Below are 25,238 nucleotides of genomic sequence, written 5' to 3'. Positions count from 1 at the left end.
CTCTTTTTTACACGCTTTTAGACATTTCAATAGAAGCTAATTTTGTTTTTCTTTGTTTCTTTGCTTTTCGGAAATGGAAAAGTTCATACATAATTGGTACGATGATGAGTGTTAATAATGTGGAAACAGTTAGCCCTCCAATTACAACAATAGCTAGGTTTTGAGAGACGAGATTTCCGGATTCAGATTGTTTAAAGAGAAGTGGAAGCATGGCCCCGATAGTTGCAACTGCTGTCATTAAAATTGGACGCATTCGCGTAGAAGCAGCCTCTACAATTGCATCACGAATAATCATCGTCTTTTCATTTTGTTTTACTCGGTCAATTAACACGATTGCATTCGTTACGACGATTCCAATTAACATTAATGCTCCGAGTAGAGATGTCACATCGACAGGTATACCACTGATTAATAATCCGAGTACGGCACCAATTGCAGCAAGTGGTAATGAAAATAAAATTGCAATAGGAGCACGCATTGACTTAAATGTGATAACCATGATGAGGAACACGAGACCAATTGAAAGGAGCATCGCATTAAATAGATCTGTAAAGTCATCTGCCTGCTGAGAACTTGCACCACCTACATAAATCTTCATCTTGTCCGGTAATGTAAGTCCCTTTTCTGTCTTGTTACCGAAAATATACGTGTTCAGTTCTTTTGTAATAAGAGAGAGTTTTGCAGGATCTACATCAGCTGTAACTTGAATATAGGTATTTCCGTCCTTATGATAGAGATTTGTCGGCTTTTCTTCCTGTTTTATGTCAGCAATATTTGATACAGTTGTTAAGCCGGTTGGTGTTGCAATTGGAATAGTATTTAAATCTGCTTTTGTTTTTGGATTATTTACAGATTCTAAGACAACGCGAGTATCTTCGTTTCCTACTGGCAGCGTTCCTAATGGTGTTTGGTTTAGCATTACTGCTAATTGACGGCTAATTTGTTGTACACTTGCAAGAGATTGATTAATAACGAAAGAATAGACAGTTTTCTTTTCTTCCTGATTTGTTTCTACCGTTTTTACTCCATCAATTGTTTTGGCCTTGTCCTTAATTTCGTTGGCGGTTTTTTCTAAATCGGCCAATTTATCACCTGTTACATCAATTGTAATAGAGGTAGAACCTCCGCCCATCATTGAAGATGCTTGTACAGATAGTTTAGCATTTGGATAATTGTCTTGTTGGTTTTTGACTGCATTGATAAAAGCATCTTGCTCTTTATCATCTTTCAATATAACTGAGTAGCTAGCTTTGGTAGGTGAAGTTACTTCTCCAAATTTTGCTGCATCAGCTGAGTTTCCTAGTTGCATAATTGACGTCTTTACTTGTTTTTGATCTTGAATAAATGCATCAAGCTTTTCTGCATTCTTTTTCACATCTTCAATTGGTGTATTATTCGGATAGCTTAGTGTTGCCATGATACCATCCGCTTTTGATTTGCTGACCGCTCCTTTTGGCATTGCGATATATGCACCGATTGAACCGACGAATAAAACAAATGCAAGAAGTAAAACAATCCATTTATGATTCAGCGACCATGTTAAGAGCTTAGCGAAACGAAGAGGTGGCTTATGTTCCTTAAGCTTTGAATGTTTTAATAAGGTTGAGCTCAAAAGAGGTACTACTGTCAAGGCAACGAATAGTGATGCAAGCAGCGAATACGTTACCGTTAAAGCGAATGGACGTAAGAAATCTTGAAGACTTCCGCTTACCACAAGCCCAAGTGGTAAGAATACAGCAACTGTCGTTAATGTGGATGAAGTAATTGCACTTCCTACCTCTTTTGTTGCTTCAATAATAAGGGAAGGTGAAAACTTTTCATTCTGCATTTTTCGGTAAATATTTTCAATTACAACAATGCTATCATCTACGAGACGTCCAACTGCAACTGCTACGCCGCCTAGCGTAAGGATATTTAACGTAATACCTGATCTTGATAACAAGAACAACGTAAAGCAAAGTGACATTGGAATCGAAACAATTGTAATGAGTGTAGAGCGAATACTTCGTAAAAATAGCATGATTACGATCGTAGCTAATAATGCTCCAATTAGTACCTCTGTCATCATACTCGTTACAGATTTTTCTACCATGTTACCTGTTGCAATAAAAACGTTTGCTTTTACATTTGAGAATGTATCATTTATCTTCTTTGTTGTGCTTTCCACATCATGACTTACAGTAACAGCATTAGATTGACTATCCTTCATTACGATAAGAAGAAGGCCTTCTTTTCCATCAACACGAGTAATAATATTCTGAGGTGTTTTCATTTCAATGGTAGCAACGTCAGCTAACTTCACATCTGGAGCTACTTGGACTTGTTTGAGGTCTTCGATGTTTTTTACATTTCCGACTACATTTAAATTGCTAGCCTTCCCATCAATTGTCTTCTCACCTAACGCTACGGAAAGATTTTGTCCTTGCAGGGTAGTCATAAGGTTTTCTATGCTAACTTTTTTCTCTTGCATGTTAGTACTATTTAATTGAATGGATATATACTGCTCCGCAGTTCCTATTGTTTGGACATTCGCAACACCTTTAATATCTTTATACATTGGAACAATGTCTTTTTTTGCTTGCTCTAAGTTTGCTGAGTTGATTCCATCATTAAATAGAATAGAAACATCGGCTATTGGAATCATGGATGTGTTCAGCAATACGACATTTGGTTTCATTACATTTTCAGGTAGATTGAGAGAACTTAGTGAATCTTGTACATCTTGCTTTGCATCTTTTAAGTTTGTTTTTGACTGAAAATAGATTTCTACTTTTGTAAACCCATCACCTGTAGTGGAAAAAATGTTTCGTTTTCCTTTTACATTTGTTAATGCTTTCTCAATCGGAGTTGTAACTTGTTTTTCCATTGTGTTAGAGTCAACACCTTGACCAATCACAACGACAGAAACTACTGGTTGATCAGCAGACGGTAAAAACTCCATCGGTAAAGTAGTGTAACTGATAATTCCCATGATCATTATCAACAGTGACATAAGCGTAACAGCTGCTTTGTTACTAAATGACCATTTTGTAAACCAAGACATGTAATCACTCCTTATTTAATGGGAAATTTTTCAATCCCAAGAATTATAACATTCCAATTTAACTGACTACAGATAAAAATTTAAATTTACAAGATTTTAAAAATGTAGAAAGGGAAGCGTATTCTATACATGGTGTTTGTGAATTTTCTACATTTTTTACTATTCTTCATAAATCACCTCCACCTTGTTTATCTTATAAGGTTTTAAATTTTCAAAAAAGTAGAAGATGTCATGATATGAACATGACAATGGTCATGAATTTTTTGATTCCTTTCGCATGATTGACAATGAAATTTCTTTTTTACATACAAAAAACCACAGTACAAATGACTGTGGTAGAACGGGATTAGAATATTATTGAATCTATTTCATATTATTTATTACTTTTTCACGGACGGTTTGAATATGTGCCATTTTATTATCCCAGCAGGCTTGGCTTAAATCTACTGGATATTCTTCAGGATTTAATGTTCGTTTGTATTCATCCCATAGAAGTTTAAGATTTTGAGCTGCGTATGCTTGAATGTCTTGAATACAAGGAAGCTTATATACTACTTTTCCATTTTTAAAAATATCGGTATGTAATTCCTTTGCTTCAAAGTTAGTAACAAATTTACTAATGAACGTATGAACGGGATGAAACATCTTTAATCGTTCCTCTGCCTGTGGATTTTCCATTTCTAAGGCAATATAGTCTCCTTCAGCATGATCATTTTCTTTATTAATAATTCGATATGCCTTTTTTAAACCAGGTGTCGTTATTTTTTCAGGGTTAGACGATATTTTGATCGTATCTACCATTATGCCATGATCATCTTCTATAGAAACCATTTTATAAACAGCCCCAAGAGCTGGTTGGTCAAAGGCAGTAATAAGCTTCGTACCAATTCCCCAAGCATCAATCTTGGCATTCTGTGATTTTAAGTGCATAATTGTATATTCATCTAGGTCACTGGATGCAAAGATTTTCGTATTATGATATCCAGCTTGATCTAACATTTTCCGTGCTTTTTTAGATAAATAAGCCATATCACCGCTATCAAGGCGAATGCCGATAAAATTGATTGCATCACTTAGTTCGTTTGCAATGCGAATAGCGTTAGGGACACCGGATTTTAAGGTATCGTATGTATCAACGAGAAATATGCAATCTTTATGCGTACTTGCGTATTTTTTAAAGGCAGTATATTCATCCCTGTAGGCTTGTATAAATGCATGGGCATGAGTACCAGATACAGGAATGCCAAAAAGCTTACCAGCTCGGACGTTACTTGTTGAGGAAAATCCTCCAATAAAGGCTGCACGTGTTCCCCAAAGCGCAGCATCAAGCTCCTGTGCTCGGCGGGAGCCAAATTCCATTAATATATCATTACCAGCTACATACTTCATACGAGCGGCTTTCGTTGCAATTAATGTTTGATAGTTCACAATGTTTAGCAATGCCGTTTCTATTATTTGTGCTTCTGCAAGTGGTGCTTCTACTCTTATAATTGGCTCATTTCCAAAGACAAGCTCGCCTTCACGCATAGAGCGAATCGTACCCGTAAATTTCATGGTCTTTAAATATGCTACAAATTCTTTAGAATAGCCTAATTCATCTTGTAAATAAATAAGATCTGATTCCGAAAATCGAAAATTCTTAATGTATTCGATTACTTTTTCTAGTCCGGCAAATAGGGCATATCCATTGCCAAACGGCAGTTTACGAAAGTATATTTCAAACACTGCGCGGCGTTCATGAATACCGTCCTCCCAATACGCTTGTGCCATGTTAATTTGATACAAATCCGTATGTAATGCTAGGCTGTCGTCTTCAAATCGTTTCTTCATATGTTCATCCTCCGTTACATCTTTATCCCCTAATAAGTATGTGCTATATGTAACCATACATTCCAGATAGAGTATCTATTTTCCTGTTTAACTTTGAAAAACAGCATGAAAAATTACACCTCCTGGATTCATTATCTGTCTTTTTAAGTTTTTCTTTTTTTTGTATACTACCAATATAGAGGTGATGGCATGAAATACCTTCGTTTTTTATGGATTATGATGCTCATTATGTTTCTGTTTTGTGGTTGTTCGCAGCCATTACAACAGCAGAACTCCTATACAAGTAATCCTAAAAGTACAGAATCCATTTTAGATGAAATGGAAGGCCCTCCTAATAATGGGCATACGTTAGAACGGCATGTTGGTAAAACGGATGAACAGTTGAAACAACGATTGCAACAGGAAAACGTAACGGCAGCTAGTACATATTATGATAAAGCAACTGCTGTGAAGGCGGTAAATGATGTACTAATAAAACATGATAAGGAAATCCAGCAATGGCTGAAGGACGGTAAGCAGGATCGTCTCGTATTAGCCACTCATCATTCCTTTTCGGTTGGTAAGTCAGTACTACGAAAAGATATGAAAGTTTATAATCAAGTTTTTGATACCATTACGGTTCTCGCCAAAAATTCAGCAAATTCGCGAGGTTACAGCATATTAACTTCGTATCCAAACTTATAATAAGGGGGGGTTCTTTGTATCCGCAATTCATGTATTTTTTACGAGCGTATTGCACGCTAACCTTGTATGAAGAGGAAATGTGGAATGTGATTCGAGAATTTAAACAGCATGAGAGTGATGAGATAAAACAGCAGCTATTTTCAGAATTGCAAGCTATTAAAAATGAAGAATCATGGGATAGAGTAGTAGAGTGGATTCGAGAATATGGAAATAGGGAGTTTTCAATTCAAAATGCTAAGGGCTGGATTTCATTTCTTATAAGCGAATTGCAAAAAGAAAAGGCGTGAGGGTTCACGCCTTTTTGTATGTGCTTTTTGAAATACGGCCGTTAGAAATAACTACGCCATTTTGTGTAACGGTTTTATAGGTGTCCACGTTGATCGCATTACTCGTCTCACTTGTAACTTGAGAAGAAACTTGAACATTTTTTCCTGTTGGTGTTCCAAAAATACGAACAGTAGTAGCATTGCTTGCAACCATAGCTTGAATATAGATATAATGTCCAGTATTGTTTTTAAATTTAAAGTCTGGACCATAATCGGCAACCGTGGCATCTTGACCAAGCGGCACATAATGAACAGGTAAGGAATGGTTGCTACGTTCTACTATAGATAAATCTGCTCGTAACACTGCTCCATATAGCGTGCTGCTTACTTGGCAAACGCCGCCGCCAGCACTTTGCTCCACTTTTCCATTTACATAGATAGGTGCAGATAGATAGCCATGAGCAGCATCGGTAATACCAACACGGTCGTTAAAACTAAATTCTTGATCTGGTGCAATGAGTGCGCCTGATAGGGATCCAGAAGCACGTTGTTCATTAAATACTTGAGTTGAATCTCTACCGTTCATTGGTGTTTGAAATTCAGCAATTACTGATTGAATCCCCATGTTTTGGACGTCTTCGGTAGTATGTTCAGGTTTTACAGCAACAACAGGTACTGCAATGTTAGCTGCTTTGTCCGTAATCGCCTTAGCTGTCAATGTTTTCAATTGGTCTTTATCAACCTTCGATCCGTCCTTACTAGAAGAAATGGAAATGTTCGTTCCGTTAATCGACAAATTTGCGTTTACAGGCTCACTTAGTAGATCATTGTATTTATCCTTGATAAATGCATCATATTTTGGAGTATCTAAATACGGCTCCACGTTATATTGTCTGTGTAAGCCAATACTTTGCGCTTTTTTTCGTAATTGATAGCGGTCAAGAATAGAACCTTGTTGTTCTTTAAATATTTGATCCACAATTTCTGTTCCATTGTATTGGACACCTAAGTCCTTCCAGCTGTAAGTGTTACTTTGATCATTTAAGGTGTATGTAATCTTTTGTTGGTTTAATTGTTCTACTTTTTGTGTAATGATGTTTTGTACTTCGTTTTTTGTTTTGCCATCTAGAGAGATACCTTCAAACGAAGTGTGTGGCAAAACGTAGGTATCTAGTTCCTTGTTTAGAGCGGAAGCATAACTGTATCCAAACACAGTGAGACCAACGCCACCAGCAACTATGGCTCCTATAATATAGTTGCGAAGCTTCATTTCTTTCCCCCCATACTATAGCCCTTGTAGAGAAGCTAATAGCTAGTTTCTTTTTTTACCTAGTATACTATGTCTTAATGAAATTGTGTAATAAAAATATAAAGAATGTTACATTTATGTAACAATGAGAGTGTTTCATTCTCCTATATTTCTATTATATATGAAAAAAATTCGAAATGTTATATATTTAGTTATTTTTGTAAATTAATGTAACGTATTATTGCTGGTAAAGTGGAATTTTGAGGATTTTCTAGGTTAATAAGGATAGGTATTCCATCCCTTAAAGATAAATAAGAGGCAGATACATTTGTATATCTGCCTTTAATAAATTATGGAGTTGTTTGCTCCAAAGATGCATTCGCAATATTTAAATGGGATTGCAATACATGGATTGTTTTCTTTAGTTCTGCATCATCAGGTACATAATAATAAATGTCATGTATATATTGATCTTCGCCCTGTATTTGAATTCTATCCATATTAAATGGCTTACCTATCATATTTCTTGCTATTTTTATACTATCATCAAGAGTTAAATTTGTTTTCATGTCTGTTCCAATTGCTTCCATAATTGTACCTAACTTAGCTATTGTTTCTACAGATAGTGCTTTTTTAGCAATTGCTTCGAATACAATTTGCTGCCTACGGCCTCTCATGTAATCACTGTCGATGTGCCGTGTCCTTGCAAGGGCCAATGCTTGTTCCCCATTTAAATGATTTTGTCCCTGTTGTAGCTTAATGACATTTGCTTGATCATGGCTGTCCTGTTCCATAGTAGTGATGGGGACATTTACGTCAATGCCGCCAAGTGCATCGACAATTTTTATAAAGGATTGAAAGTTGAATTTTACATAATAGTCTACGGGAACATGTAAGAACTGTTCCACCGTTTGAATTGTACTATCAACTCCTCCAAACACATGTGCATGAGCAATTTTATCTTTTTTTCCACGTGAGGGTATATTTACATAACTATCTCTTGGTATGCTGAGAAGTTTTACAGATCTGTCATCCTTATTAATAGTTGCAAGCAATAGGGCATCCGTTCGAATAGCGTTTCCATATTCTTTTTGTCGTCCGTTGCTTTCATCGACTCCCATAATTAAAAGAGAGATGTGATCGGTAAGAGGTTCTACTGCTTTTTCGCGTTCAGTAGATACATTTCCTCGCTCTAGTTCTTTATAGGAGTGATTAGCAGTTGCCTTTACCTTCATATATAAATAGGAACAGTAGCCACCAGCAAATAAAAAAGGAAGGATGAATAATAGGATAAAAAGCTTGTTTCTTCGGCTTTTTCTAGTTCGATTTTGAGTTTCTATTACAGTGTCCTCCCTTTTCAAAAAACATTTTCTAAAATCTATTCAAAAAATAATGGATTTCTATTACAGAAAAAAGGTCTAGTCGCTGTATAATATAATGTAGAACTAAGAATTCTGAAGTAGAATACAGTGTTTTTTTATAGGATAAACAGTTAAAATAAAGATATTCGCGAGAGGAAGAAAATAAGTTGAAGCTTTGTAATATTCATCATATGGCAATTATTTGCTCAGACTATGAAGTGTCCAAGCATTTTTATGTGGACATATTAGGACTTTCGGTTTTAAACGAAGTATATCGGTCTGAGCAGCAGTCATATAAGCTTGATTTAGCCCTACATGAAGAATATGTAATTGAGTTATTTTCGTTTTTGCATCCACCAAAACGTCTTAGTTATCCAGAAGCAACTGGATTACGGCATCTCGCATTTGCAGTAGAAAATATCGAAGAAGCTGTTAAGGAGCTAAATGAAAAAGGAATTGAAACAGAAGAAATACGTATTGATTCGATTACGGAAAAGAAATTTGTGTTTTTTCATGATCCCGATGAGTTGCCTTTAGAGTTGTATGAAGTATAATATTCTGTTAATTGGTGGAAATTATCATGTGTTTGTTTTTGCTCAATGAGGAACAATGAAAGTACTTAATTTTGTTGAAATACAGGAGGTGACACCTTAGTTTTCGGACTGAGGGTCTTTGTTGGATGGATGGAATTTAATTATTATATTTATAATCATTGCAATTGCTGGCTTTTTTGTTGCGGCAGAGTTTGCAATCGTAAAGGTCAGATCGAGCAGGATTGATCAACTTGTAACTGAAAAAAAGAAAGGCGCATTAGCTGCAAAAAAGATTATTTCAAATTTAGACGAGTATTTATCAGCAACACAGCTTGGAATCACGATTACTTCGCTCGGTCTTGGTTGGCTTGGAGAACCGACTATCTATAAATTTCTTGAGCCGTTGCTGGAAGCTATCCATATAGCGCCTGCCATATCAAATACAATAGCGTTTGTTGTTGGTTTTTCGCTTATTACATTTTTGCATGTTGTTGTAGGTGAGTTAGCTCCTAAGACATTAGCTATTCAAAAGGCAGAACAAGTTGTATTACTATGTTCTAAACCACTAATATATTTTTATAAAATTACGTTTCCGTTTATATGGTTGTTAAATTCTTCAGCTCGCTTTATTGCTGGTCTGTTTGGGTTAAAACCAGCCTCGGATAACGAAGTCGCTCACTCTGAAGAAGAATTGCGTCTTATTCTATCTGAAAGCTATGAGAGTGGAGAAATTAATCAAACTGAGTTTAAATATGTAAATAATATTTTTGAATTTGATAACAGGATTGCCAAAGAAATCATGGTTCCTCGTACGGAAATTGTTGGACTTTATGTAGAAGAACCGATGGAAGAGCATATTAATACAATTCGCCATGAGAAATATACGAGATATCCTGTGTTTGGAGAGGACAAGGATGAAGTTCTCGGAATGGTCAATGTGAAAGACTTTTTTGCCCATTATATTAATGAAGAGGATCAAGGATTTGAATCTATTACATCGATTATGCGCCCTGTTATAGAAGTTATGGAGACTGTGCCTATTCATGATTTACTTATTCAGATGCAAAAGAAACGGATTCCATTAGCTATTTTGTACGATGAATACGGTGGAACAGCAGGAATTGTTACCCTAGAAGATATTCTAGAAGAAATCGTCGGAGAAATTCGTGATGAATACGATGGTGATGAAAAGCCGCCAATTCAGCATGTAAATGAAGATTATAAAATATTTGATGGGAAAGTATTAGTAACTGAAGTGAATGACCTATTAGGGGTAAATATTGAAGAAGAAGATGTAGATACGATTGGTGGATGGATTTTAACCCAAGATTCAACAGTTATCCAAGGTCAAACGTTTAAAATAGATGACTGGGTGTTGAAGGTTATTGAAATGGACTCACATCAAATTAAGCGTGTAGAAGCAAAGCTTATGCATAAAGAAGTTCCAGTAGACGTTCCAATAGTTTAGTGTAAGCAGGCAAATGCCTGCTTATTTTGTACAGGAATTGCTTTTTAGAATAGGAGGTGGAAGATTGGAATTATTTGTTAAAACAGAAAAGCAACGTCATATGATACAACAACTTGAACAATTACGTCCCAGGTTTGCAGAGCGTGAGTATATGCTTGATGAAATAGGTTCATTTCCATTTCAAAACATAGAAGATCTAAAGAATATAGGCTATACTATGATGCCCCTACCTAAAGAAATGGGTGGTGAAGGCATTTCCCTGTATGATTTTCTCTTATATCAAGAGAAAATAGCTCAAGGGGATGGTGCAACTGCCTTGTCGATAGGCTGGCATATGGGGATTGTAATGCAGTTGTCTGCAACACGTCCCTGGAGTGAGGAAATGTTCTCTTGGATGTGTGAGCAAGTAAAGAAAGGAGCGCTCTTTAATCGAGCGGCCTCCGAGCGCGCTACAGGAAGTCCTGCACGAGGCGGCAAACCTACAACAATCGCATATAAAGAAGACAATGCCTGGATTATTACGGGCCGTAAGACGTTTACCTCTATGGCACCAGTATTAGACTATTTCCTTGTAACAGCGAGGATTGCTAATAGCGATGAAGTAGGTGAATTTCTTATTCCACGTGGTACGAACGGATTTTCCATTGAAGAAACATGGGATAGTGTAGGAATGAGAGGAACCGCAAGTCATGATATTGTGCTGGATAAGGTAAATATTCCTCTTTCCTATTTAGTAGAAACAAAAGGAAACAGTAAGATAAACGGAACAATTCTTCATATACCAGCTTGCTATTTAGGTATTGCTATAGCTGCACGAAATTATGCTGTGTCCTATGCAAGAACACATCAAAATAATAGTATACAAGAGCCGATTGCTACCCTTCCGAATGTTGTAAGATTAATAGGTGAGATGGAAGTAGAAATTATGAATGCACGTCATTTTATGTATAGTATTGCTGAAAAATATGACCTTGGCTATCGGAAGGAGATAAAAGGGGAGCTAGCAGCAGTCAAATATGTTGTAACAAATGCAGCAATTGCAGTTGTAGATAAAGCCATGCGAATTGTCGGCGCTAGAAGTTTATCAGCTAAAAACCCATTGCATCGCTATTATGTAAATGTCAGAGCCGGATTACACAATCCACCAATGGATGATATCACAATCTCTTTACTTGCAAAATTAGCTATAGAAGATTGAAAAGTCAGAGTAGCATGCTATGTCTACTCGGGCTTTTTGTTTTTTAGTCTCGTTCCCTAAGGATGGAAGTTTCACTTTAGCAAATAATTGTAGTATTCAAGACTTTACTTTATACCCACAAGGGTATATGATGAACTTGTTAAGGATGATTGTACCTGCAAAAGGGGGACCTATTATGAAAATTGTAATTGTTGGAGGCGTGGCTGGAGGAGCGACTGCTGCTACTCGTCTGCGTCGATTAAATGAGAAAGATGAAATTGTTTTATTTGAACGCGGAGAATACATTTCGTTTGCAAATTGCGGATTGCCATATTACATCGGAGAAGTAATTCAAGAACGTAAGAAGTTGCTTGTTCAAACTGTCGCAGGTTTATCTACAAGATATAAGCTAGATATTCGTGTGAATAGTGAAGTAACGGCTATTAATCGTGATCGAAAAACAGTCTCCGTCACAAATAAAGAAAACGGAGAAGGCTATGAGGAGAGCTTTGATATTCTCATCCTTTCACCAGGATCAAAACCAATTGTTCCGCCTATTCCAGGAATAGAAGAAACGAAAGCATTATTTACATTGCGCAGTATTCCTGATACAGATCGTATTAAGGAATATGTAGATGAACAAAAACCGAAACGTGCTGTGGTAATTGGTGGAGGGTTTATTGGTATTGAGATGGCTGAAAATTTAAGAAAACGAAATGTAGCCGTAACAATAGTTGAAAGAAATAATCAGGTTATGGGTCCGGTTGATTTTGAAATGGCTGCAATCGTTCATAAAGAATTAGAAAAGAACGGTGTAAGCCTCGTTTTAGAGGATGGGGTGGAATCATTCCAAAATGAAGGTACGATTGTTAAGCTTGCGAGTGGTAAAGAAATCAAGACGGATATGATTATACTTGCAATTGGTGTTGTACCTGAAAATACACTAGCAAAGGAAGCAGGTTTAGAATTAGGACTTCGCGGCGCTATTGCGGTAACAGAAAACTTGCAAACATCAGATCCATCTATATATGCAATTGGAGATGCCATCCAAGTTCGTGACTATGTAAATGGGCATGAAACTTATGTCCCGTTAGCTTGGCCAGCAAATAGACAAGGACGACTTATAGCAGATTATATAAATGGAAAAAATGTGAAATATAATGGTACAATGGGAACATCAATCGTTCAAGTATTTGATCTAACGGTCGCAGCAACAGGAAATAATGAGAAAACATTACAACGCCTAGATATTCCGTATGAGGTAGTACATATACATCCTGCTAACCATGCTACGTATTATCCAGGGGCTGCGGCACTTTCATTAAAGCTGATTTTCAATAAGGAAACAGGAGCAATCTACGGTGCTCAAGTAGTTGGCAAAAGCGGGGCGGATAAACGAATCGATGTGATTGCAACTGCAATGAAAGGAAATCTAACTGTATTTGATTTAGCTGACTTAGAAATTGCCTATGCACCTCCATTTGCATCTGCAAAAGACCCTGTTAATGTGGCAGGATATGTTGCTTCAAATGTCGTAAATGGTGAAGTAAAAACGGTTCAATGGAATGAAATCGATCAGCTTATTGAGCAAGGTAATGTTCTAATCGATGTTCGAAATCCGGATGAAGTTGCAAAGGGAAGTATTAAAGGCTCTGTGAATATACCACTTGATGAACTTCGGGATCGAATGGATGAACTTGATAAAACAAAGACTATTTATCTAAGCTGTCAAATTGGTTTACGGGGATACATCGCTAGTCGTTTGTTAGAACAATATGGATTTGATGTGAAAAATTTAGATGGTGGATATAGAACGTATTCAGATGTATTTTGTTAATAAAATGAAGATATACGATATATAGAATACATGAAGTAATTTAATATTTTGAGTTTTGAAATATGCTATAGTAGAATGTTCACTATAAAAGTACAGCGATTTGATAGGAATCTTATAGAAAATGATTGGAGGAAGAAAAAATGGCGATTGTACATGCTACAGATGAAACGTTTAGTAAAGTGATAGAAAAAGGATTAGTATTTGTAGATTTTTGGGCACCATGGTGTGGACCTTGTCGTATGGTCGGTCCTGTATTGGAAGAAATTGATAGTGAAATGAGCGATAAAGTACAAATTGTTAAAGTGAATGTAGATGAAAATCAAGGAACAGCAGGACGCTTTGGTGTAATGAGCATTCCAACATTAATTCTATTTAAAGATGGAAATCCATTAGGTCAAGTTGTGGGCTATCAACCAAAAGAATCCCTAGTTGAGATTTTAAATGAATATATATAAGATATAAGTAGTTCATTCTTTTAGATTTTCAGGTGAAACGAAAACGATAGAGTGGATTAAATAGAGATAGAAATTGAGGGGAAACACATGTGTCAAAATAAATTTAATTACAAAATTTCTGAAGACGACGTTCAAATGCTTCGTGCTCTTGCTCATCCTTTGCGATTACGTCTTGTTCAAGAGCTGATAAACAGAGGAACATGTAATGTATCTACATTACAAGAAATTTTAGAAATTCCGCAGTCAACTGTTTCACAGCATTTAACGAAGCTAAAGCAAACAAAGGTTGTACAATACGAACGCAAAGGACTAGAAGTGTACTATAAAGTACATGATGAAAAGATTAATGATGTAATGAATACTTTATTTTCTTAATTCTATGAGAGTATGTATGTTCACGCTATTTGCTTGTACCTCCTAGCTCCTTTACATTTATAATACGCTGTAATAAGATACCTCTAAAGGTATTGAAAAGGAGAAATTACAATGGAATACACGCAAGAGATGAAGAATCGTTTAAAACGTATTGAAGGACAGATTCGTGGTATACTTCGAATGCTAGAAGAAGAACAAGAATGTAAGCAAGTTGTTACACAGCTAAGTGCTGCTCGCTCTGCTATAGATCGTTCCATTGGTGTTATTGTAGGTTCAAATTTGGAACAATGTTTACGTGACCAAATGGAAAATGGCGAATACGAAAATCGTAATTTAGTGAAGGAAGCAGTGGAGCTCTTAGTGAAAAGTCGCTAATCGTATGCAGAAGGAGAATGCTCATGAAAACTATAATGCCTCAAGACGTTGAAATGCAGTTGAAGCAAGGGAAATCCTTGAACATTATTGATGTGAGAGAGGATGAAGAAGTTGCTCAAGGAATCATTCCAGGAGCAAAACATTATCGTCTAGGTGATTTACCGATTACCTATACAGAATTAGATCAAAGTAAAGAATATATCATTGTTTGTCGCTCAGGACGTCGTAGTGCGCAAGCATGTGCATTTTTAGAAGAAATGGGATTCTCCGTTGCGAATCTAGAGGGCGGAATGCTGGATTGGACTGGAGAAGTAGAATAAGCCAGGGATATCGATATCTTAGGTAGAAATAGGAAGTACCACGGTTATCAGACTGTGGTACTTTTTCTTTGTCTGAATTTGAAAAATGTAAGAATATGTGTTCATAATAGGGAAATCCTAACAGAAGGTATAGGAAAGGAGGGATCACGCTTTGCATGTAAAGAGAGTGAAACAAATTCTGTCATCACCTGCCACTGTTAACGTAGAATATCATGGAGTACCAATTTGGATTACTAACTGTAATGAGCAAAACGAAACAGCAGAAATTCATGATATCGACAATCCTAATGAACAAGTAGAAGTTCCAATACAAGAATTACAAGAAAAATAAAGAAGAGGATGTCCTTTCAGGCCGATGAATGCTTCTTTACCTCAACCAGCATTGAAGTTATGCCAATGATTCATATAAGACGGCAAACAAATTGGGGCAAACATCCCAGGACCAATCACAAAACAGTTGCAAGCGGCGTTTGAAGCGAGTATCTCGGAATAAGTAGGGAAGCTTGAGTGTGGGGCGAAACGTGTCGGATTTTGCGAATAATCGATAAATCGAGGAAATTCGTTTATAAAAGCCTTCTTTTCGTCGATAAACGATGCTTTTTCGTTATAAATATATCGATTTCGTCGATAAAACCTCCGCGGTCCATTCAGAACTTCTTAATATAATAAAATAATCGTGTAAAGAAAAAGCTGACTCTAAAAAGTCGTATTTAACGACCTATTGAGTCAGCTTCTTTTTATTTGTGTTTTTAGAATTAATCCATCATCTTCGATATTTTCTTTGAAAGTAAGAGCAGGACAATACCAAGAACGGCTGTTACACAACCAATTGAAGTGAATACTTCTAAATACCCTAAAGATTCTGTAAAGGAAGCTAAAATCCCAGCTAGTAAGTTTGCAAAACCACTACCTGCTAGCCATACTCCCATTAAAAGAGAAACATATCTTACTGGGGCATAAGAGCTTACCATTGATAAGCCAACTGGAGAAAGGAACAGCTCACCAAATGTATGAAGCATATACGTTACAATGATAAATAAAAGGTTTGCTTGCTTAACAATATGCGCTTCATCGCTACCTGTTTGCATAATCGCAGGCAATAGAACTAAAAATCCTAGTCCAAGAAGAATCATACCTAATCCCATTTTTGTCGGAATCTTCAAATCGCCTCGTTTTGATCTTGATAGCTTCATCCAAATTGCTGACACAACGGGTGCGAAAAGTATAATAAATAATGGGTTAACAGATTGGAACCAAGCAGTCGGAATTTCCCACCCGAAAATGGTACGGTCAATAAATTTATTCGTATATAAAGTTAATGAACTTCCTGCTTGTTCAAAACCTGCCCAGAAAAATACGACAAAGCAAGTAAGGATAATAATAGCTAGGGTTCTTTGTTTTTCTTTTTTTGTTAAAGGAGCTTTAGCACCAGTAGCAGCAGTAGTTTTATTAACTGGCTTATTTACTACTTTCGTTCCAATGTCGCCAAGATATTTCGGAGCAAATATGTTAAAAATAACTTGACCAAGAATCATACCGATACAAGAAGCTAAAAATCCGTATTTAAATCCAAAATGATCGACACCATTCACAGTTGTTTTAAAATAAGTTTCTGCTAAAAATCCAACAACTAATGGCGCAAATAATGCCCCTGTATTGATTCCCATGTAAAAGATAGTAAATGCACTGTCTCGGCGAGGATCGTTTTCTTTGTACAAATCTCCCACAAGTGTAGAAATATTTGGTTTAAAAAATCCGTTACCAATAATTAATAATGCTAATCCAATCCAAAATCCTGTTCGGTTATCCCAAGCAAATAAAGTAAAGTTTCCAAGCGCCATTATGACACCGCCAATGGTAATGGCTATCCGTCGTGGAATATATTTATCAGTGAGATATCCACCAAGAATTGGAGTAAAGTATACGAACATAGTGAATAGTCCGTAAATTTGCACAGCAAAGCTTTCATTAAATCCAAGACCACCGCTAACAAACGCAGTTGTTAAATATAACACGAGTATTGCTCTCATTCCATAATAGCTAAATCGTTCCCATGCTTCTGTTAAAAATAGAAAGTACAATCCAGGTGGATGTCCTTTTTTCCTTGGTTGTTGTGGCTTGTTTGTATCTATAGCTGCCTCCATTATGTTTCCCCCTATATTCGATTCGTTCATAAGAACGGTTGCTGAGTAGTTACTATCATCTTAATATACGCAAGGAAGATAGTTTTATCAGAATAAAAATAATGATATTTTATATTCTAATAATATAGACAATTATAAGTCAATAGAATTATATGGAAATATCATAAATTTGTTGATATATATGAGTTAATTTGTAAAAAATTTATTAATATGCTATATTTTCTGAGTTTTCTATGTATAAAATAAATTGGGAATAATGAATATATTGTTAATGTCACCAAATTAAATTTTATTAAAATAATAACACAATCTTGGGTTAAAAATTATTTTAAGATACAAAATACATTTTAAGTATTTGTAAAAAAGAATAGGCATATTCATTAATAAGAACTTTGATATCGGGCATACTAGTAAGGGAGGTGCATCTGCATAATGGAAACATTTGATTTTTCATCTGAAAGAAGACCAGCTTATTTAGTTGGCGACGAGAATGACATGATATTGTTATCGCAAGAGGAATATATAAGCAAATGGAATGGAAGCGTGCCTAAGCATGTATATAAGGGGCATTTTTATAGTACGTATGATCTTGGATTAAATAACGGATTGTTTTTTGAAGAGACAGCTAGTATGATTGCTGAAATCCGGAATGGACAAGTATGTAAAACGAGAATGAACGGTACTTTTCCTTTTGCAAGTGAGGGGTAAAATGTATGATGTAAGAAGCAGTAAAAAAACGTGTTTTTTACTGCTTCTATTTTTGTAAGGGGGATATGATCTGTAAAGCTATTGGAAAGTTTCTCTATTGAATCGTTCGTAATAGTAATTTTGTTAATAATGGTTTGACTTTTTTACGCAAATCTTCTGCATGGTTGGCTATAAGATAATGATGATTATAAATATTTTGCATTAGTTCTTTTGTTTCATCCTTCACTTCTCCATCTTCAATAAAAATCCCAATGACATCGATTCCTAGTTTTCGTGCTAGTTTAACTGCTTCATGAGTATCAAGTATCCCTTCTTGATGATAATCAAATGCTGACGGTTCACCATCAGTAAAAACGAGTAAAAATTTATGCTTTTCAGGGCGCTTTGCAAGTTGCTCCGCCATGACTCTTATAATATACCCATCACGATTGTCCTCTTCTTCACTAATCTGCATAATTTCAGGACCTTGTCCATGAAGAGAATTTTCAAACGAAATGACTTCGTGTATAACATTTGGCTTATAATCCTTCTTTGCATTCGAGGAATCTTCCCAAAATCCGCTAATGTTATGGGGAATACGTAAGGACTGCAAAGCTTCATGAAACAGAACGACACTTTTCTTCGTTTCTTCCATTTTATTGTACATGCTGCCAGAGCAATCGATAAGCAGACTAAATACAACATCTAGTTCTTTTGATTCATTTCCCTTTTTATAAAACAGACGAGGCTGCTTTTCTGTATAAATGCGAAGAAACTTTTTGTGTAGACGTCCATAATGCGTATCTCTACTTGCATTTTGTTTATTTTCGATGGTTTTTTCAATCGTTTTTTTTAGCTCTCTTACATCTTTTTTTACCATGGTATGAATCATGTTATATTTGATTTTTTCATCAGATGAAGGCTTTCGAGCTTGCTTTACGGTATGAACGACCCCTGTATTAAATTTTCCGTACTGATACATGGTTAATGTAGGAGGCTTTGAGATAGCTTTTGGGTTATCTTGTCCAAAGGAAGATTGGCTGCTCTTCTGTGAATTTCCTTTCACTGAACCGAGTGCTTGATCCTGATCCTCGGATTCACGAGCAGTTCCTGACGTTATATTTGTTTTTGTTCCACGTTCTAATTCAAAATGTAAAAAATTTTCATGTTCCTGATTTTTATTCTCACGATGCCAAGTGGATAATGTTTCATCCATTGTGTCCTTGTTATCCATATCTGTTACTTGCTGCAGATCACAATTTTCTAGTTTTTTACGGGATTCATCAGTTTCTTGTAATTTGGATGCTTGCAAGGGAGCCAGTCCAAAATAAATATTAATCATATCATCAGATAGAAAGTCTTCGAGACGATAGCTTATGCTTTTAATAATGCGTATCGTATCCTCTGTTGTTTGGCTTTGAAAGATTTCGTATAACATAGGATGAATGGCTTCCCAGTAGGGATTCGGAAAGCTTACATACGTATCGCTAGTTAATGTCATATAACATAGGCAAAACAGCATATCAGCTTGGAAATCTCGGATGCGATTGATTTCATACTGCGATTCAAAATAGTTTTGATACATCTCTTTTCGTCGTTTAAACAGAATCTTCGTCCCTGAACGATTCTGAATTATTTTTTCTTCTACGCGCAAGTCCTCCAGCAAAACAAACAATTGGGTTAGAAAGCTGCTTAAAGAAGAATACTGGAGCTCTAATGCAAACTCTCGTATTACTTCCATATTGCTATTGTACTTGTATCCGAGTGCTTTTAAATATACTTCGCTTCTCAGTCCTGTTACACGATCGGAAGCTTGACGTGAATCCCAAAAGTGACTGATAACAACCTTGGCTTCTCGGTCATCATAGTAGGCCTGAAAACCATATTCTAACGAAGCATCGGGTTCTTTCATAAGTGCAATAGTAAGATTTTCTAGTTGTAAGAAGAGGGAAGCATCAATTTTTTTATTATCAAATACTTGTCTCATCTTTATTCCTCTGCAAAGTAGCTTCGTGCAAGTTCACGAAGAGTTTCTTGTTCGGTTTCATCGCTCATTTTACTTACGATGCTACGTTCAATTGCACGAAGAACAGGAATGAATGTACTTAAATCGCATGCATCAATAATACCGCGAATGCTTGCCGCTTCCTCGCTAATGCGACCATCTTTCACAAGCGGAAGAAGATCGCTTGCGAATTGGGTAAATTTCTCTAACACCTTGCTGTTCGTTTGTTTAGATTCTGTAGAAAGCAATTCTTGTAATGTTTCTCCTTGTATATACGGTACCTCAATAACCACAAACCGATTTTTTAATGCCTCATTCAGTTCACTCGTACCTACATATCCTTCATTAATAGCAGCAATAACCCGGAAATCTAAATCAGCATTTATAACCTCCTGCGTGAAAGGGTTTGTAATACGTTTACGATAATCTAACGCTCCGTGCAAAAGGGGTAACGTTTCTGGTTTGGCCATATTGATTTCATCGATGTATAAAAAATGACCGTATTTCATTGCCTTCATGAGAGGACCATCTACAAACACTACCTCAGATGAACCTTCGTTTGTTTTCAGTGTGTTATAGCCTACTATACCTTCTATGTCTAAATCTACGGAGCAGTTAATGCTGTGCATTGGTTTTTGAAATAAATAGGATAATGTCTCCGCTAATACTGTCTTCCCGCTTCCGGTAGGACCTTTGAGTAATATATTTTTTCCAAGCAGTATTGCCGTGATAGCATCTTCGAGAATGGTTGGATCTTGAGCTTTATATATTTTAGTTCCTATGAGCATACGATTTTCTCTTTTTGATTTATTTTGCTCATGTATGGTAATGAGTTGTTTTCGCAAGGGTTCATGTATGTTAAAGGATTCTATCATTCTACTCCCACCAATCTATTTATTAACATTGCATATGTTATAATACCTTGATTTTATTTGGAGTGTAAAGAATGTAGACGTTAGGCTATCTAAAGCTATTAAACATCCTAGTATTAACATGCTTTAATATGACAAAAGTATTCTCTTTTTAGGAACATTCTTTTTTCTTATTTTACTTTTCAATTTGGAATTTATTTTGTAGGATAGTAAACGTACGATTTTTCTATGGGAGAGTTAGCATAGAGGAGAGGAGGATTCTACATGAAATTTTCAGTTCGAAAAGATTTACAGTTTGGGATTATTACCCTTAGTATTATACTGGTTGGAGTATTGCTATGGATAATAGGTATAATCGCAACTGGATTTCTTTCATTTGTGACAATACTATTCGGACTAGCTTGTTTACTAACAGGTGGGCTTTTTACGTGGGCATGGTTTCACTCCTATATTGAGCTTACAGATGAGTATGTAATAAGTCACTTCGGTCCACTGGAGACCAGGGTTACTCTAGATCGTATTCGAGAAGTACGCTTTACGAAGGATTCATTCCCAATACTAAGCACGTCCTCCGTTCGAATGCAGCTTTGGTTATATCCTCAAGAAGTGGTAACCATCATAGGTGTGCAGGAAGAACAGGAATTTTTTGAAGTAATCCAACAAAAACTGCCGACAGTTATTATAGTAGATAGCAAAGCCAGCATATAGAAAGAGCCTGTTTTAGGCTCTTTTTTTTTATCCTACTTGATCAAAGATGTTAGTATATTCAAATTGTATGGTATGCTAGAAAAAGAATATAGAATAATCAGATAATACAATTTGAAGGGAGAAGTAGGATTGATGAAACAAATTCCCGTTTATATATTAAGTGGCTTTTTAGGTAGTGGGAAAACAACTGTATTGCTCCATCTACTAGAGTATTACCGCAAGCAAAATGAAAGACCAGCAATTATTCTAAATGAATTAGGAAAAGTAAATGTAGAACGTCATTTGTTTTCTGAGGAGCGTGTAAACGAATTACTAGATGGCTGTATTTGCTGCAGCATGCAAAGCAACTTTCGCGGTGTATTGAATCAACTAGCTGACAATTGTGATCAGATCGATGTCCTAATCATTGAGGGAACGGGTGTTGCCAATCCGATTGAATTAGTAGAAGTATTAACAGCTAGTCCATACCGTGATTTCTTTTCACTACAATCTATCATTGGTATCGTTGATGCTGCACGGTTTCTTGAATATATCAATTTGTTCTTAAGCTCTTCATCGATGCGAGCATTGTTTAAGGATCAAATCAAGTGTTCTTCATTTCTTGTATTAAATAAGATAGATGCAGTATCTGAGAAAAAATTACAGACGATAGAATTAAAATTACAGTCATTTATAGGTGAGAGTGTTCCGGTATACAAAACATCATACGGCCAAGTAGAAGCGGAGGAATTGTTACAAAAACGAATGATTACTTCTGTAACATTAGAGGAAAAGCATCACCATCATCATGGAACCATTCAAGCTATTCGTTTAGAAGCCATTCCGCCTCTTGATAGAAAGAAGCTGAAGGAATGGTTCCATTCTATATCTGAGTATGTATACCGAGCAAAAGGAGTACTGCGTATTGCGGAAAAACCAGAATTGTATGAGCTTCAATATGCTTCCGGAAGTTTAAAAATCAATGCCATGTACATCGATGATGGTACCGTTTCTTCTAATTTAATCTTGATTGGAGAAGAGGATGCTGCAAAAAACGCGGCACAAAGTTTTAAACAGCAATTTCTGTCATAGTAAAGTACATTTGCGAAAAGGCCTAACCTTATAACTACATGGACTTACTCAAACTGGGATGGTTTTATCCCTTTCAAGTAAGTTCATGCCATTATTTCCTATCTAATAAAGTGAATATAAGTGTTTCATAATTACATTTCCTTCTTCAATCCACAAATGTTAGAATTGCATCTATTCTCCATGCTAAATAAAGAAACATAAGATGCATAAATTCCCATCCTTTCATCACACACCAACCCACGTAGAACTTTTCAAATTTCAATAATAAGATGGATATGATAACTTTTGTAAGGGCATTAAGTTTATCCCGCTTTAACGGGCAGTAAGACCCCCACTTCAAGGCTTAGAGAGATCGGAGAAGGCTAAGTGGGGGACAACTGCCCGTAAAAGTCCGTATTCGTCGGGCTAACCCTCGGTGGGGGATGAGAGAAAACCCCCACCGAGGGAAGTTTCACTTTATTAGAATTTAAGTAATGCTACTATTAAAATAAGTGATAGAAGCTTTTCAAAAAGGAGAACGGTAACATGGCTAATATTAAAGAAATCGCAAAACGGGCAGGAGTTTCTGTTACAACCGTTTCTCGTGTATTAAATGGTTATCCATATGTAAGTGAAGCAAAACGTAAGGCCGTTTTGGATGTCGTGGCAAAACTTAATTACACGCCAAACTATAATGCTGTTTATCTTGCAAAAGGAAAGACCAATTCAATTGGTATTGTAGTACCGTTCGTAAACCATCCTTATTTTTCAGCTATTTCACAAGGAATTGCCAATGCGGCATTGCATTATAATTATCGTCTTGTAACATGTCAAACGAATTATGATCCAGAGGAAGAGATGAAAGCATTACAATTGTTACAAATGAGACAATTAGATGGATTGATTATTTGTAGTAAAACACTCGATTGGACTCAAATCGAACCATTTACTACATATGCTCCCATTGTCGCATGTGAGGATACTGGACATCATTCTATACCGTGTGTACATATTAACCATTATCAAGGCTTTACTCTAGGTATGCAGCATCTAACCCAGCAAGGGCACCGCCATATTGGATATTGCATTGCCAGACGTAATAGCTTTAATAGCATACAGCGAAAGCAAGCCTATTATGATGCTTTAACACAAATACAAGAACCTATCCATTCGGAATGGGTATTTGAAGGGTGTATAGAGATTCGAGATGGAGTACGAGTCGTCCGAGAATGGTTGATGATGAAGGAAAGACCGACAGCTCTGCTTGTATCATCCGATCAAGTAGCAGCTGGTATTGTAATAGAAGCAAGAAAGCAAGGAGTAGGTGTTCCTGAGGATTTGGCTGTTGTTGGATTTGATAATCATCCTATTTCTGAAATCATGGACATTACGACGATTGAGCATCCTAGTGTAGCATTAGGAACAAATGCATTTGAATTGCTCTTTAAGCAAATTAAAGGTGAAAAACCCCTGTCGCAAAGTATCGAACTTCCTATACGGCTTATTAAACGTTACACAACTTAGTGAAATATTACAAATATAATACTTTTCATTACAATATGTTGCTTTACATTCGAATCTGTAAATAGGATTTAAAGAGACTGTAAAATAAGACCTCTCAAAATATGTTATAACTATATAAGAGAGGAGTCGAGACATGAAATTTAAGAAAATAGCGGTAAACTCTGTATCAGCCCTTTTATTACTATTTATGGGCACAGTGAGCACTCATGCCGAAACGAATCAATCTAATGCTCAACAGCAATTACAACAAAGTGATACTAACATACAAGCGAAAGAGCAAGAAAAAAATCGTTTGCAACAACAAGTTCAATCTATGCAGCAAGATTTATCAAATGTGAATAGTTCGATTGCCAAAACAAAAGGTGATTTAGAAAAAACACAGAAGGATATCGATCAAACGAATCAGCTAATTGAACAAAAGAAGGAAGAAATCGTTCATTTGGAAGATAAAGTAGCTGCTCGTAAAGATGTTATGAAACAGCGTATGGTTTCCGTACAAAACAACGATAGTACGAACGTAATTATTGATATTTTAGTAAACTCGAATAATCTTGGGGATATAATTGATAAGATGGGAGCAGTTGCTACAATATTAGATTCAGATAAGGAAATATTAAAGCTTCAACAGGATGATCTTGCAAAAATCGAAAAAGATAAGCAAGATATTAAACAAAAAGAAACAGCGCTTGAGGCTGATCGTGCGAAGCTTGCGAAAAGCCAAGCAGATTTAGAATCTGATATGCAAAAGAAACAGCAAGCTCTTCAAGATGTGCAGAAGCAATACTCTGACGTTTCAAGTCAGTTAAACTTGGCTGTTCAAGAAAAGCAAAGTATTGAAGATAGTATAAAAAGCATGCAGAATACAATTACATCAGACCAAGCAGCAGTGAATGCTTCTAAGGTGTCTAATAATACACCTTCTTCTCCTGCTCCTTCTGGAGGTCGTGAATTGTATGTGAAAGCAACTGCATATAGTGTTGAAAAAAGTATGAAAATTGGTGAAGGCGTATCGAGCATTGGAATCAGCCTAAAGGGATGTCCGAAGGTAATCGCAGTTGATCCAAGCATTATTCCACTCGGTAAGCATGTATGGGTAGACGGATACGGAGAGTTTATTGCAGGAGATACAGGTGGAGATATTAAAAATAACCGGATTGACGTTTTGGTTCCTACCGAAGCAGATGCAAGTAATTTTGGAGTTAAATACGTAAAGGTTATTGTTTTAGATTAATAAAATTATGTATAAAATAGTCTGATTGTTAAATCAGACTATTT

23 protein-coding genes are annotated in these 25,238 nt (G+C 36.2%); 16 read left to right on the top strand and 7 right to left on the bottom strand.

From position 1 onward, the window contains the following. Positions 1-7 precede the first annotated feature (7 nt). Together ACM5BR_RS16415 and ACM5BR_RS16410 are read right to left on the bottom strand one after the other, a co-directional pair. Positions 8-3,043 carry an efflux RND transporter permease subunit gene (locus ACM5BR_RS16415; protein ID WP_416829110.1) on the bottom strand — a complete coding sequence of 1,012 codons (3,036 nt, stop codon included), beginning with the start codon at positions 3,041-3,043 and terminating at the stop codon, positions 8-10. 363 nt (positions 3,044-3,406) lie between these two features. Continuing rightward, positions 3,407-4,873, bottom strand: a complete 1,467-nt coding sequence (locus ACM5BR_RS16410) for a nicotinate phosphoribosyltransferase (RefSeq protein ID WP_416829109.1) — start codon at positions 4,871-4,873, stop codon at positions 3,407-3,409. Between the two features lie 189 nt (positions 4,874-5,062). Here ACM5BR_RS16410 and ACM5BR_RS16405 point away from each other — a divergent pair, with 189 nt between their 5' ends. Together ACM5BR_RS16405 and ACM5BR_RS16400 are read left to right on the top strand one after the other, a co-directional pair. Beyond that, a complete protein-coding gene (locus tag ACM5BR_RS16405; protein WP_416829108.1) occupies positions 5,063-5,557 on the top strand; it encodes an RNase A-like domain-containing lipoprotein in 495 nt (164 codons plus the stop codon). A 14-nt stretch (positions 5,558-5,571) separates the two neighbouring features. Next, positions 5,572-5,844 carry a hypothetical protein gene (locus tag ACM5BR_RS16400; protein WP_416829107.1) on the top strand — a complete coding sequence of 91 codons (273 nt, stop codon included), beginning with the start codon at positions 5,572-5,574 and terminating at the stop codon, positions 5,842-5,844. A gap of 4 nt (positions 5,845-5,848) precedes the next feature. Here ACM5BR_RS16400 and ACM5BR_RS16395 read toward each other — a convergent pair whose 3' ends face one another. Beyond that, entirely contained in the window at positions 5,849-7,093 is a 1,245-nt protein-coding gene (locus tag ACM5BR_RS16395; protein WP_416829106.1) for a VanW family protein, read from the bottom strand. Between the two features lie 329 nt (positions 7,094-7,422). Continuing rightward, complete coding sequence (locus tag ACM5BR_RS16390) at positions 7,423-8,433, bottom strand: LCP family protein (protein WP_416829105.1); 1,011 nt, start codon at positions 8,431-8,433, stop codon at positions 7,423-7,425. A gap of 167 nt (positions 8,434-8,600) precedes the next feature. On the opposite strand from ACM5BR_RS16390, the gene gloA2 reads away from it, so the two are divergent. The 9 genes from gloA2 to ACM5BR_RS16345 all read left to right on the top strand — a co-directional run bounded on the left by gloA2 (position 8,601) and on the right by ACM5BR_RS16345 (position 15,304). Beyond that, positions 8,601-8,987: an SMU1112c/YaeR family gloxylase I-like metalloprotein gene (gloA2, locus tag ACM5BR_RS16385; RefSeq protein ID WP_416829104.1), complete on the top strand. Its 387-nt coding sequence runs from the start codon at positions 8,601-8,603 to the stop codon at positions 8,985-8,987. Between the two features lie 121 nt (positions 8,988-9,108). Beyond that, positions 9,109-10,434: a hemolysin family protein gene (locus tag ACM5BR_RS16380; protein ID WP_416829103.1), complete on the top strand. Its 1,326-nt coding sequence runs from the start codon at positions 9,109-9,111 to the stop codon at positions 10,432-10,434. A 100-nt stretch (positions 10,435-10,534) separates the two neighbouring features. Beyond that, positions 10,535-11,632, top strand: coding sequence for an acyl-CoA dehydrogenase family protein (locus ACM5BR_RS16375; RefSeq protein ID WP_416829195.1), 1,098 nt, complete (start codon positions 10,535-10,537; stop codon positions 11,630-11,632). Between the two features lie 172 nt (positions 11,633-11,804). After that, a complete protein-coding gene (locus ACM5BR_RS16370) occupies positions 11,805-13,448 on the top strand; it encodes a CoA-disulfide reductase (RefSeq protein WP_416829194.1) in 1,644 nt (547 codons plus the stop codon). 140 nt (positions 13,449-13,588) lie between these two features. After that, entirely contained in the window at positions 13,589-13,903 is a 315-nt protein-coding gene (gene trxA, locus ACM5BR_RS16365; RefSeq protein ID WP_416829102.1) for a thioredoxin, read from the top strand. Between the two features lie 87 nt (positions 13,904-13,990). Then, positions 13,991-14,278: an ArsR/SmtB family transcription factor gene (locus ACM5BR_RS16360; protein ID WP_416829101.1), complete on the top strand. Its 288-nt coding sequence runs from the start codon at positions 13,991-13,993 to the stop codon at positions 14,276-14,278. 111 nt (positions 14,279-14,389) lie between these two features. Further along, on the top strand, positions 14,390-14,653 hold the full coding sequence (locus ACM5BR_RS16355) for a metal-sensitive transcriptional regulator (protein ID WP_416829100.1): 264 nt from the start codon (positions 14,390-14,392) through the stop codon (positions 14,651-14,653). 23 nt (positions 14,654-14,676) lie between these two features. After that, on the top strand, positions 14,677-14,973 hold the full coding sequence (locus ACM5BR_RS16350) for a rhodanese-like domain-containing protein (RefSeq protein WP_416829099.1): 297 nt from the start codon (positions 14,677-14,679) through the stop codon (positions 14,971-14,973). Between the two features lie 151 nt (positions 14,974-15,124). Further along, the gene (locus ACM5BR_RS16345) at positions 15,125-15,304 is read left to right on the top strand and encodes an H-type small acid-soluble spore protein (RefSeq protein ID WP_416829098.1); all 180 of its coding nucleotides are present in this window, start codon (positions 15,125-15,127) and stop codon (positions 15,302-15,304) included. 424 nt (positions 15,305-15,728) lie between these two features. Here the strand turns inward: ACM5BR_RS16345 and ACM5BR_RS16340 are convergent, their stop codons facing one another. Beyond that, positions 15,729-17,117, bottom strand: a complete 1,389-nt coding sequence (locus ACM5BR_RS16340; protein WP_416829097.1) for a peptide MFS transporter — start codon at positions 17,115-17,117, stop codon at positions 15,729-15,731. Between the two features lie 432 nt (positions 17,118-17,549). Here ACM5BR_RS16340 and ACM5BR_RS16335 point away from each other — a divergent pair, with 432 nt between their 5' ends. After that, entirely contained in the window at positions 17,550-17,825 is a 276-nt protein-coding gene (locus tag ACM5BR_RS16335) for a hypothetical protein (protein WP_416829096.1), read from the top strand. A gap of 94 nt (positions 17,826-17,919) precedes the next feature. On the opposite strand, the gene ACM5BR_RS16330 is transcribed toward ACM5BR_RS16335, so the two are convergent. Together ACM5BR_RS16330 and ACM5BR_RS16325 are read right to left on the bottom strand one after the other, a co-directional pair. Then, positions 17,920-19,791, bottom strand: coding sequence for a vWA domain-containing protein (locus ACM5BR_RS16330; RefSeq protein ID WP_416829095.1), 1,872 nt, complete (start codon positions 19,789-19,791; stop codon positions 17,920-17,922). A 2-nt stretch (positions 19,792-19,793) separates the two neighbouring features. Further along, complete coding sequence (locus ACM5BR_RS16325) at positions 19,794-20,684, bottom strand: ATP-binding protein (protein WP_416829094.1); 891 nt, start codon at positions 20,682-20,684, stop codon at positions 19,794-19,796. A gap of 261 nt (positions 20,685-20,945) precedes the next feature. Between ACM5BR_RS16325 and ACM5BR_RS16320 the strand changes: the two genes are divergently transcribed. The 4 genes from ACM5BR_RS16320 (at position 20,946) to ACM5BR_RS16305 (ending at position 25,194) form a co-directional block, all read left to right on the top strand. After that, on the top strand, positions 20,946-21,389 hold the full coding sequence (locus ACM5BR_RS16320) for a hypothetical protein (RefSeq protein WP_416829093.1): 444 nt from the start codon (positions 20,946-20,948) through the stop codon (positions 21,387-21,389). 132 nt (positions 21,390-21,521) lie between these two features. Then, positions 21,522-22,460 carry a CobW family GTP-binding protein gene (locus tag ACM5BR_RS16315; RefSeq protein WP_416829192.1) on the top strand — a complete coding sequence of 313 codons (939 nt, stop codon included), beginning with the start codon at positions 21,522-21,524 and terminating at the stop codon, positions 22,458-22,460. A gap of 525 nt (positions 22,461-22,985) precedes the next feature. Further along, positions 22,986-23,963, top strand: coding sequence for a LacI family DNA-binding transcriptional regulator (locus ACM5BR_RS16310; RefSeq protein ID WP_416829092.1), 978 nt, complete (start codon positions 22,986-22,988; stop codon positions 23,961-23,963). 133 nt (positions 23,964-24,096) lie between these two features. Continuing rightward, the gene (locus ACM5BR_RS16305) at positions 24,097-25,194 is read left to right on the top strand and encodes a PcsB-like coiled-coil domain-containing protein (protein WP_416829091.1); all 1,098 of its coding nucleotides are present in this window, start codon (positions 24,097-24,099) and stop codon (positions 25,192-25,194) included. The last annotated feature ends 44 nt before the right edge of the window (positions 25,195-25,238 follow it).

Origin of the sequence: Ectobacillus polymachus, from assembly GCF_048159605.1 — a bacterium.
Classification (GTDB): domain Bacteria; phylum Bacillota; class Bacilli; order Bacillales; family Bacillaceae_G; genus Ectobacillus; species Ectobacillus polymachus.
Note: the sequence above shows the minus strand (reverse complement) of the source record. Positions and strands in the feature narration are given on the sequence as shown.

Bases quoted from the DNA above. Each gene is read 5' to 3' on its own strand.
- ACM5BR_RS16410 (WP_416829109.1), bottom strand. From the start codon at position 4,873: ATGAAGAAACGATTTGAAGACGACAGCCTAGCATTACATACGGATTTG.
- ACM5BR_RS16395 (WP_416829106.1), bottom strand. From the start codon at position 7,093: ATGAAGCTTCGCAACTATATTATAGGAGCCATAGTTGCTGGTGGCGTT.
- ACM5BR_RS16360 (WP_416829101.1), top strand. From the start codon at position 13,991: ATGTGTCAAAATAAATTTAATTACAAAATTTCTGAAGACGACGTTCAA.
- ACM5BR_RS16305 (WP_416829091.1), top strand. From the start codon at position 24,097: ATGAAATTTAAGAAAATAGCGGTAAACTCTGTATCAGCCCTTTTATTA.
- ACM5BR_RS16375 (WP_416829195.1), top strand. From the start codon at position 10,535: ATGATACAACAACTTGAACAATTACGTCCCAGGTTTGCAGAGCGTGAG.
- ACM5BR_RS16335 (WP_416829096.1), top strand. From the start codon at position 17,550: ATGGAAACATTTGATTTTTCATCTGAAAGAAGACCAGCTTATTTAGTT.
- ACM5BR_RS16340 (WP_416829097.1), bottom strand. From the start codon at position 17,117: ATGGAGGCAGCTATAGATACAAACAAGCCACAACAACCAAGGAAAAAA.
- ACM5BR_RS16310 (WP_416829092.1), top strand. From the start codon at position 22,986: ATGGCTAATATTAAAGAAATCGCAAAACGGGCAGGAGTTTCTGTTACA.
- ACM5BR_RS16330 (WP_416829095.1), bottom strand. From the start codon at position 19,791: ATGAGACAAGTATTTGATAATAAAAAAATTGATGCTTCCCTCTTCTTA.
- ACM5BR_RS16355 (WP_416829100.1), top strand. From the start codon at position 14,390: ATGGAATACACGCAAGAGATGAAGAATCGTTTAAAACGTATTGAAGGA.
- ACM5BR_RS16325 (WP_416829094.1), bottom strand. From the start codon at position 20,684: ATGATAGAATCCTTTAACATACATGAACCCTTGCGAAAACAACTCATT.
- ACM5BR_RS16415 (WP_416829110.1), bottom strand. From the start codon at position 3,043: ATGTCTTGGTTTACAAAATGGTCATTTAGTAACAAAGCAGCTGTTACG.
- ACM5BR_RS16320 (WP_416829093.1), top strand. From the start codon at position 20,946: ATGAAATTTTCAGTTCGAAAAGATTTACAGTTTGGGATTATTACCCTT.
- ACM5BR_RS16350 (WP_416829099.1), top strand. From the start codon at position 14,677: ATGAAAACTATAATGCCTCAAGACGTTGAAATGCAGTTGAAGCAAGGG.
- ACM5BR_RS16405 (WP_416829108.1), top strand. From the start codon at position 5,063: ATGAAATACCTTCGTTTTTTATGGATTATGATGCTCATTATGTTTCTG.
- ACM5BR_RS16315 (WP_416829192.1), top strand. From the start codon at position 21,522: ATGAAACAAATTCCCGTTTATATATTAAGTGGCTTTTTAGGTAGTGGG.
- trxA (WP_416829102.1), top strand. From the start codon at position 13,589: ATGGCGATTGTACATGCTACAGATGAAACGTTTAGTAAAGTGATAGAA.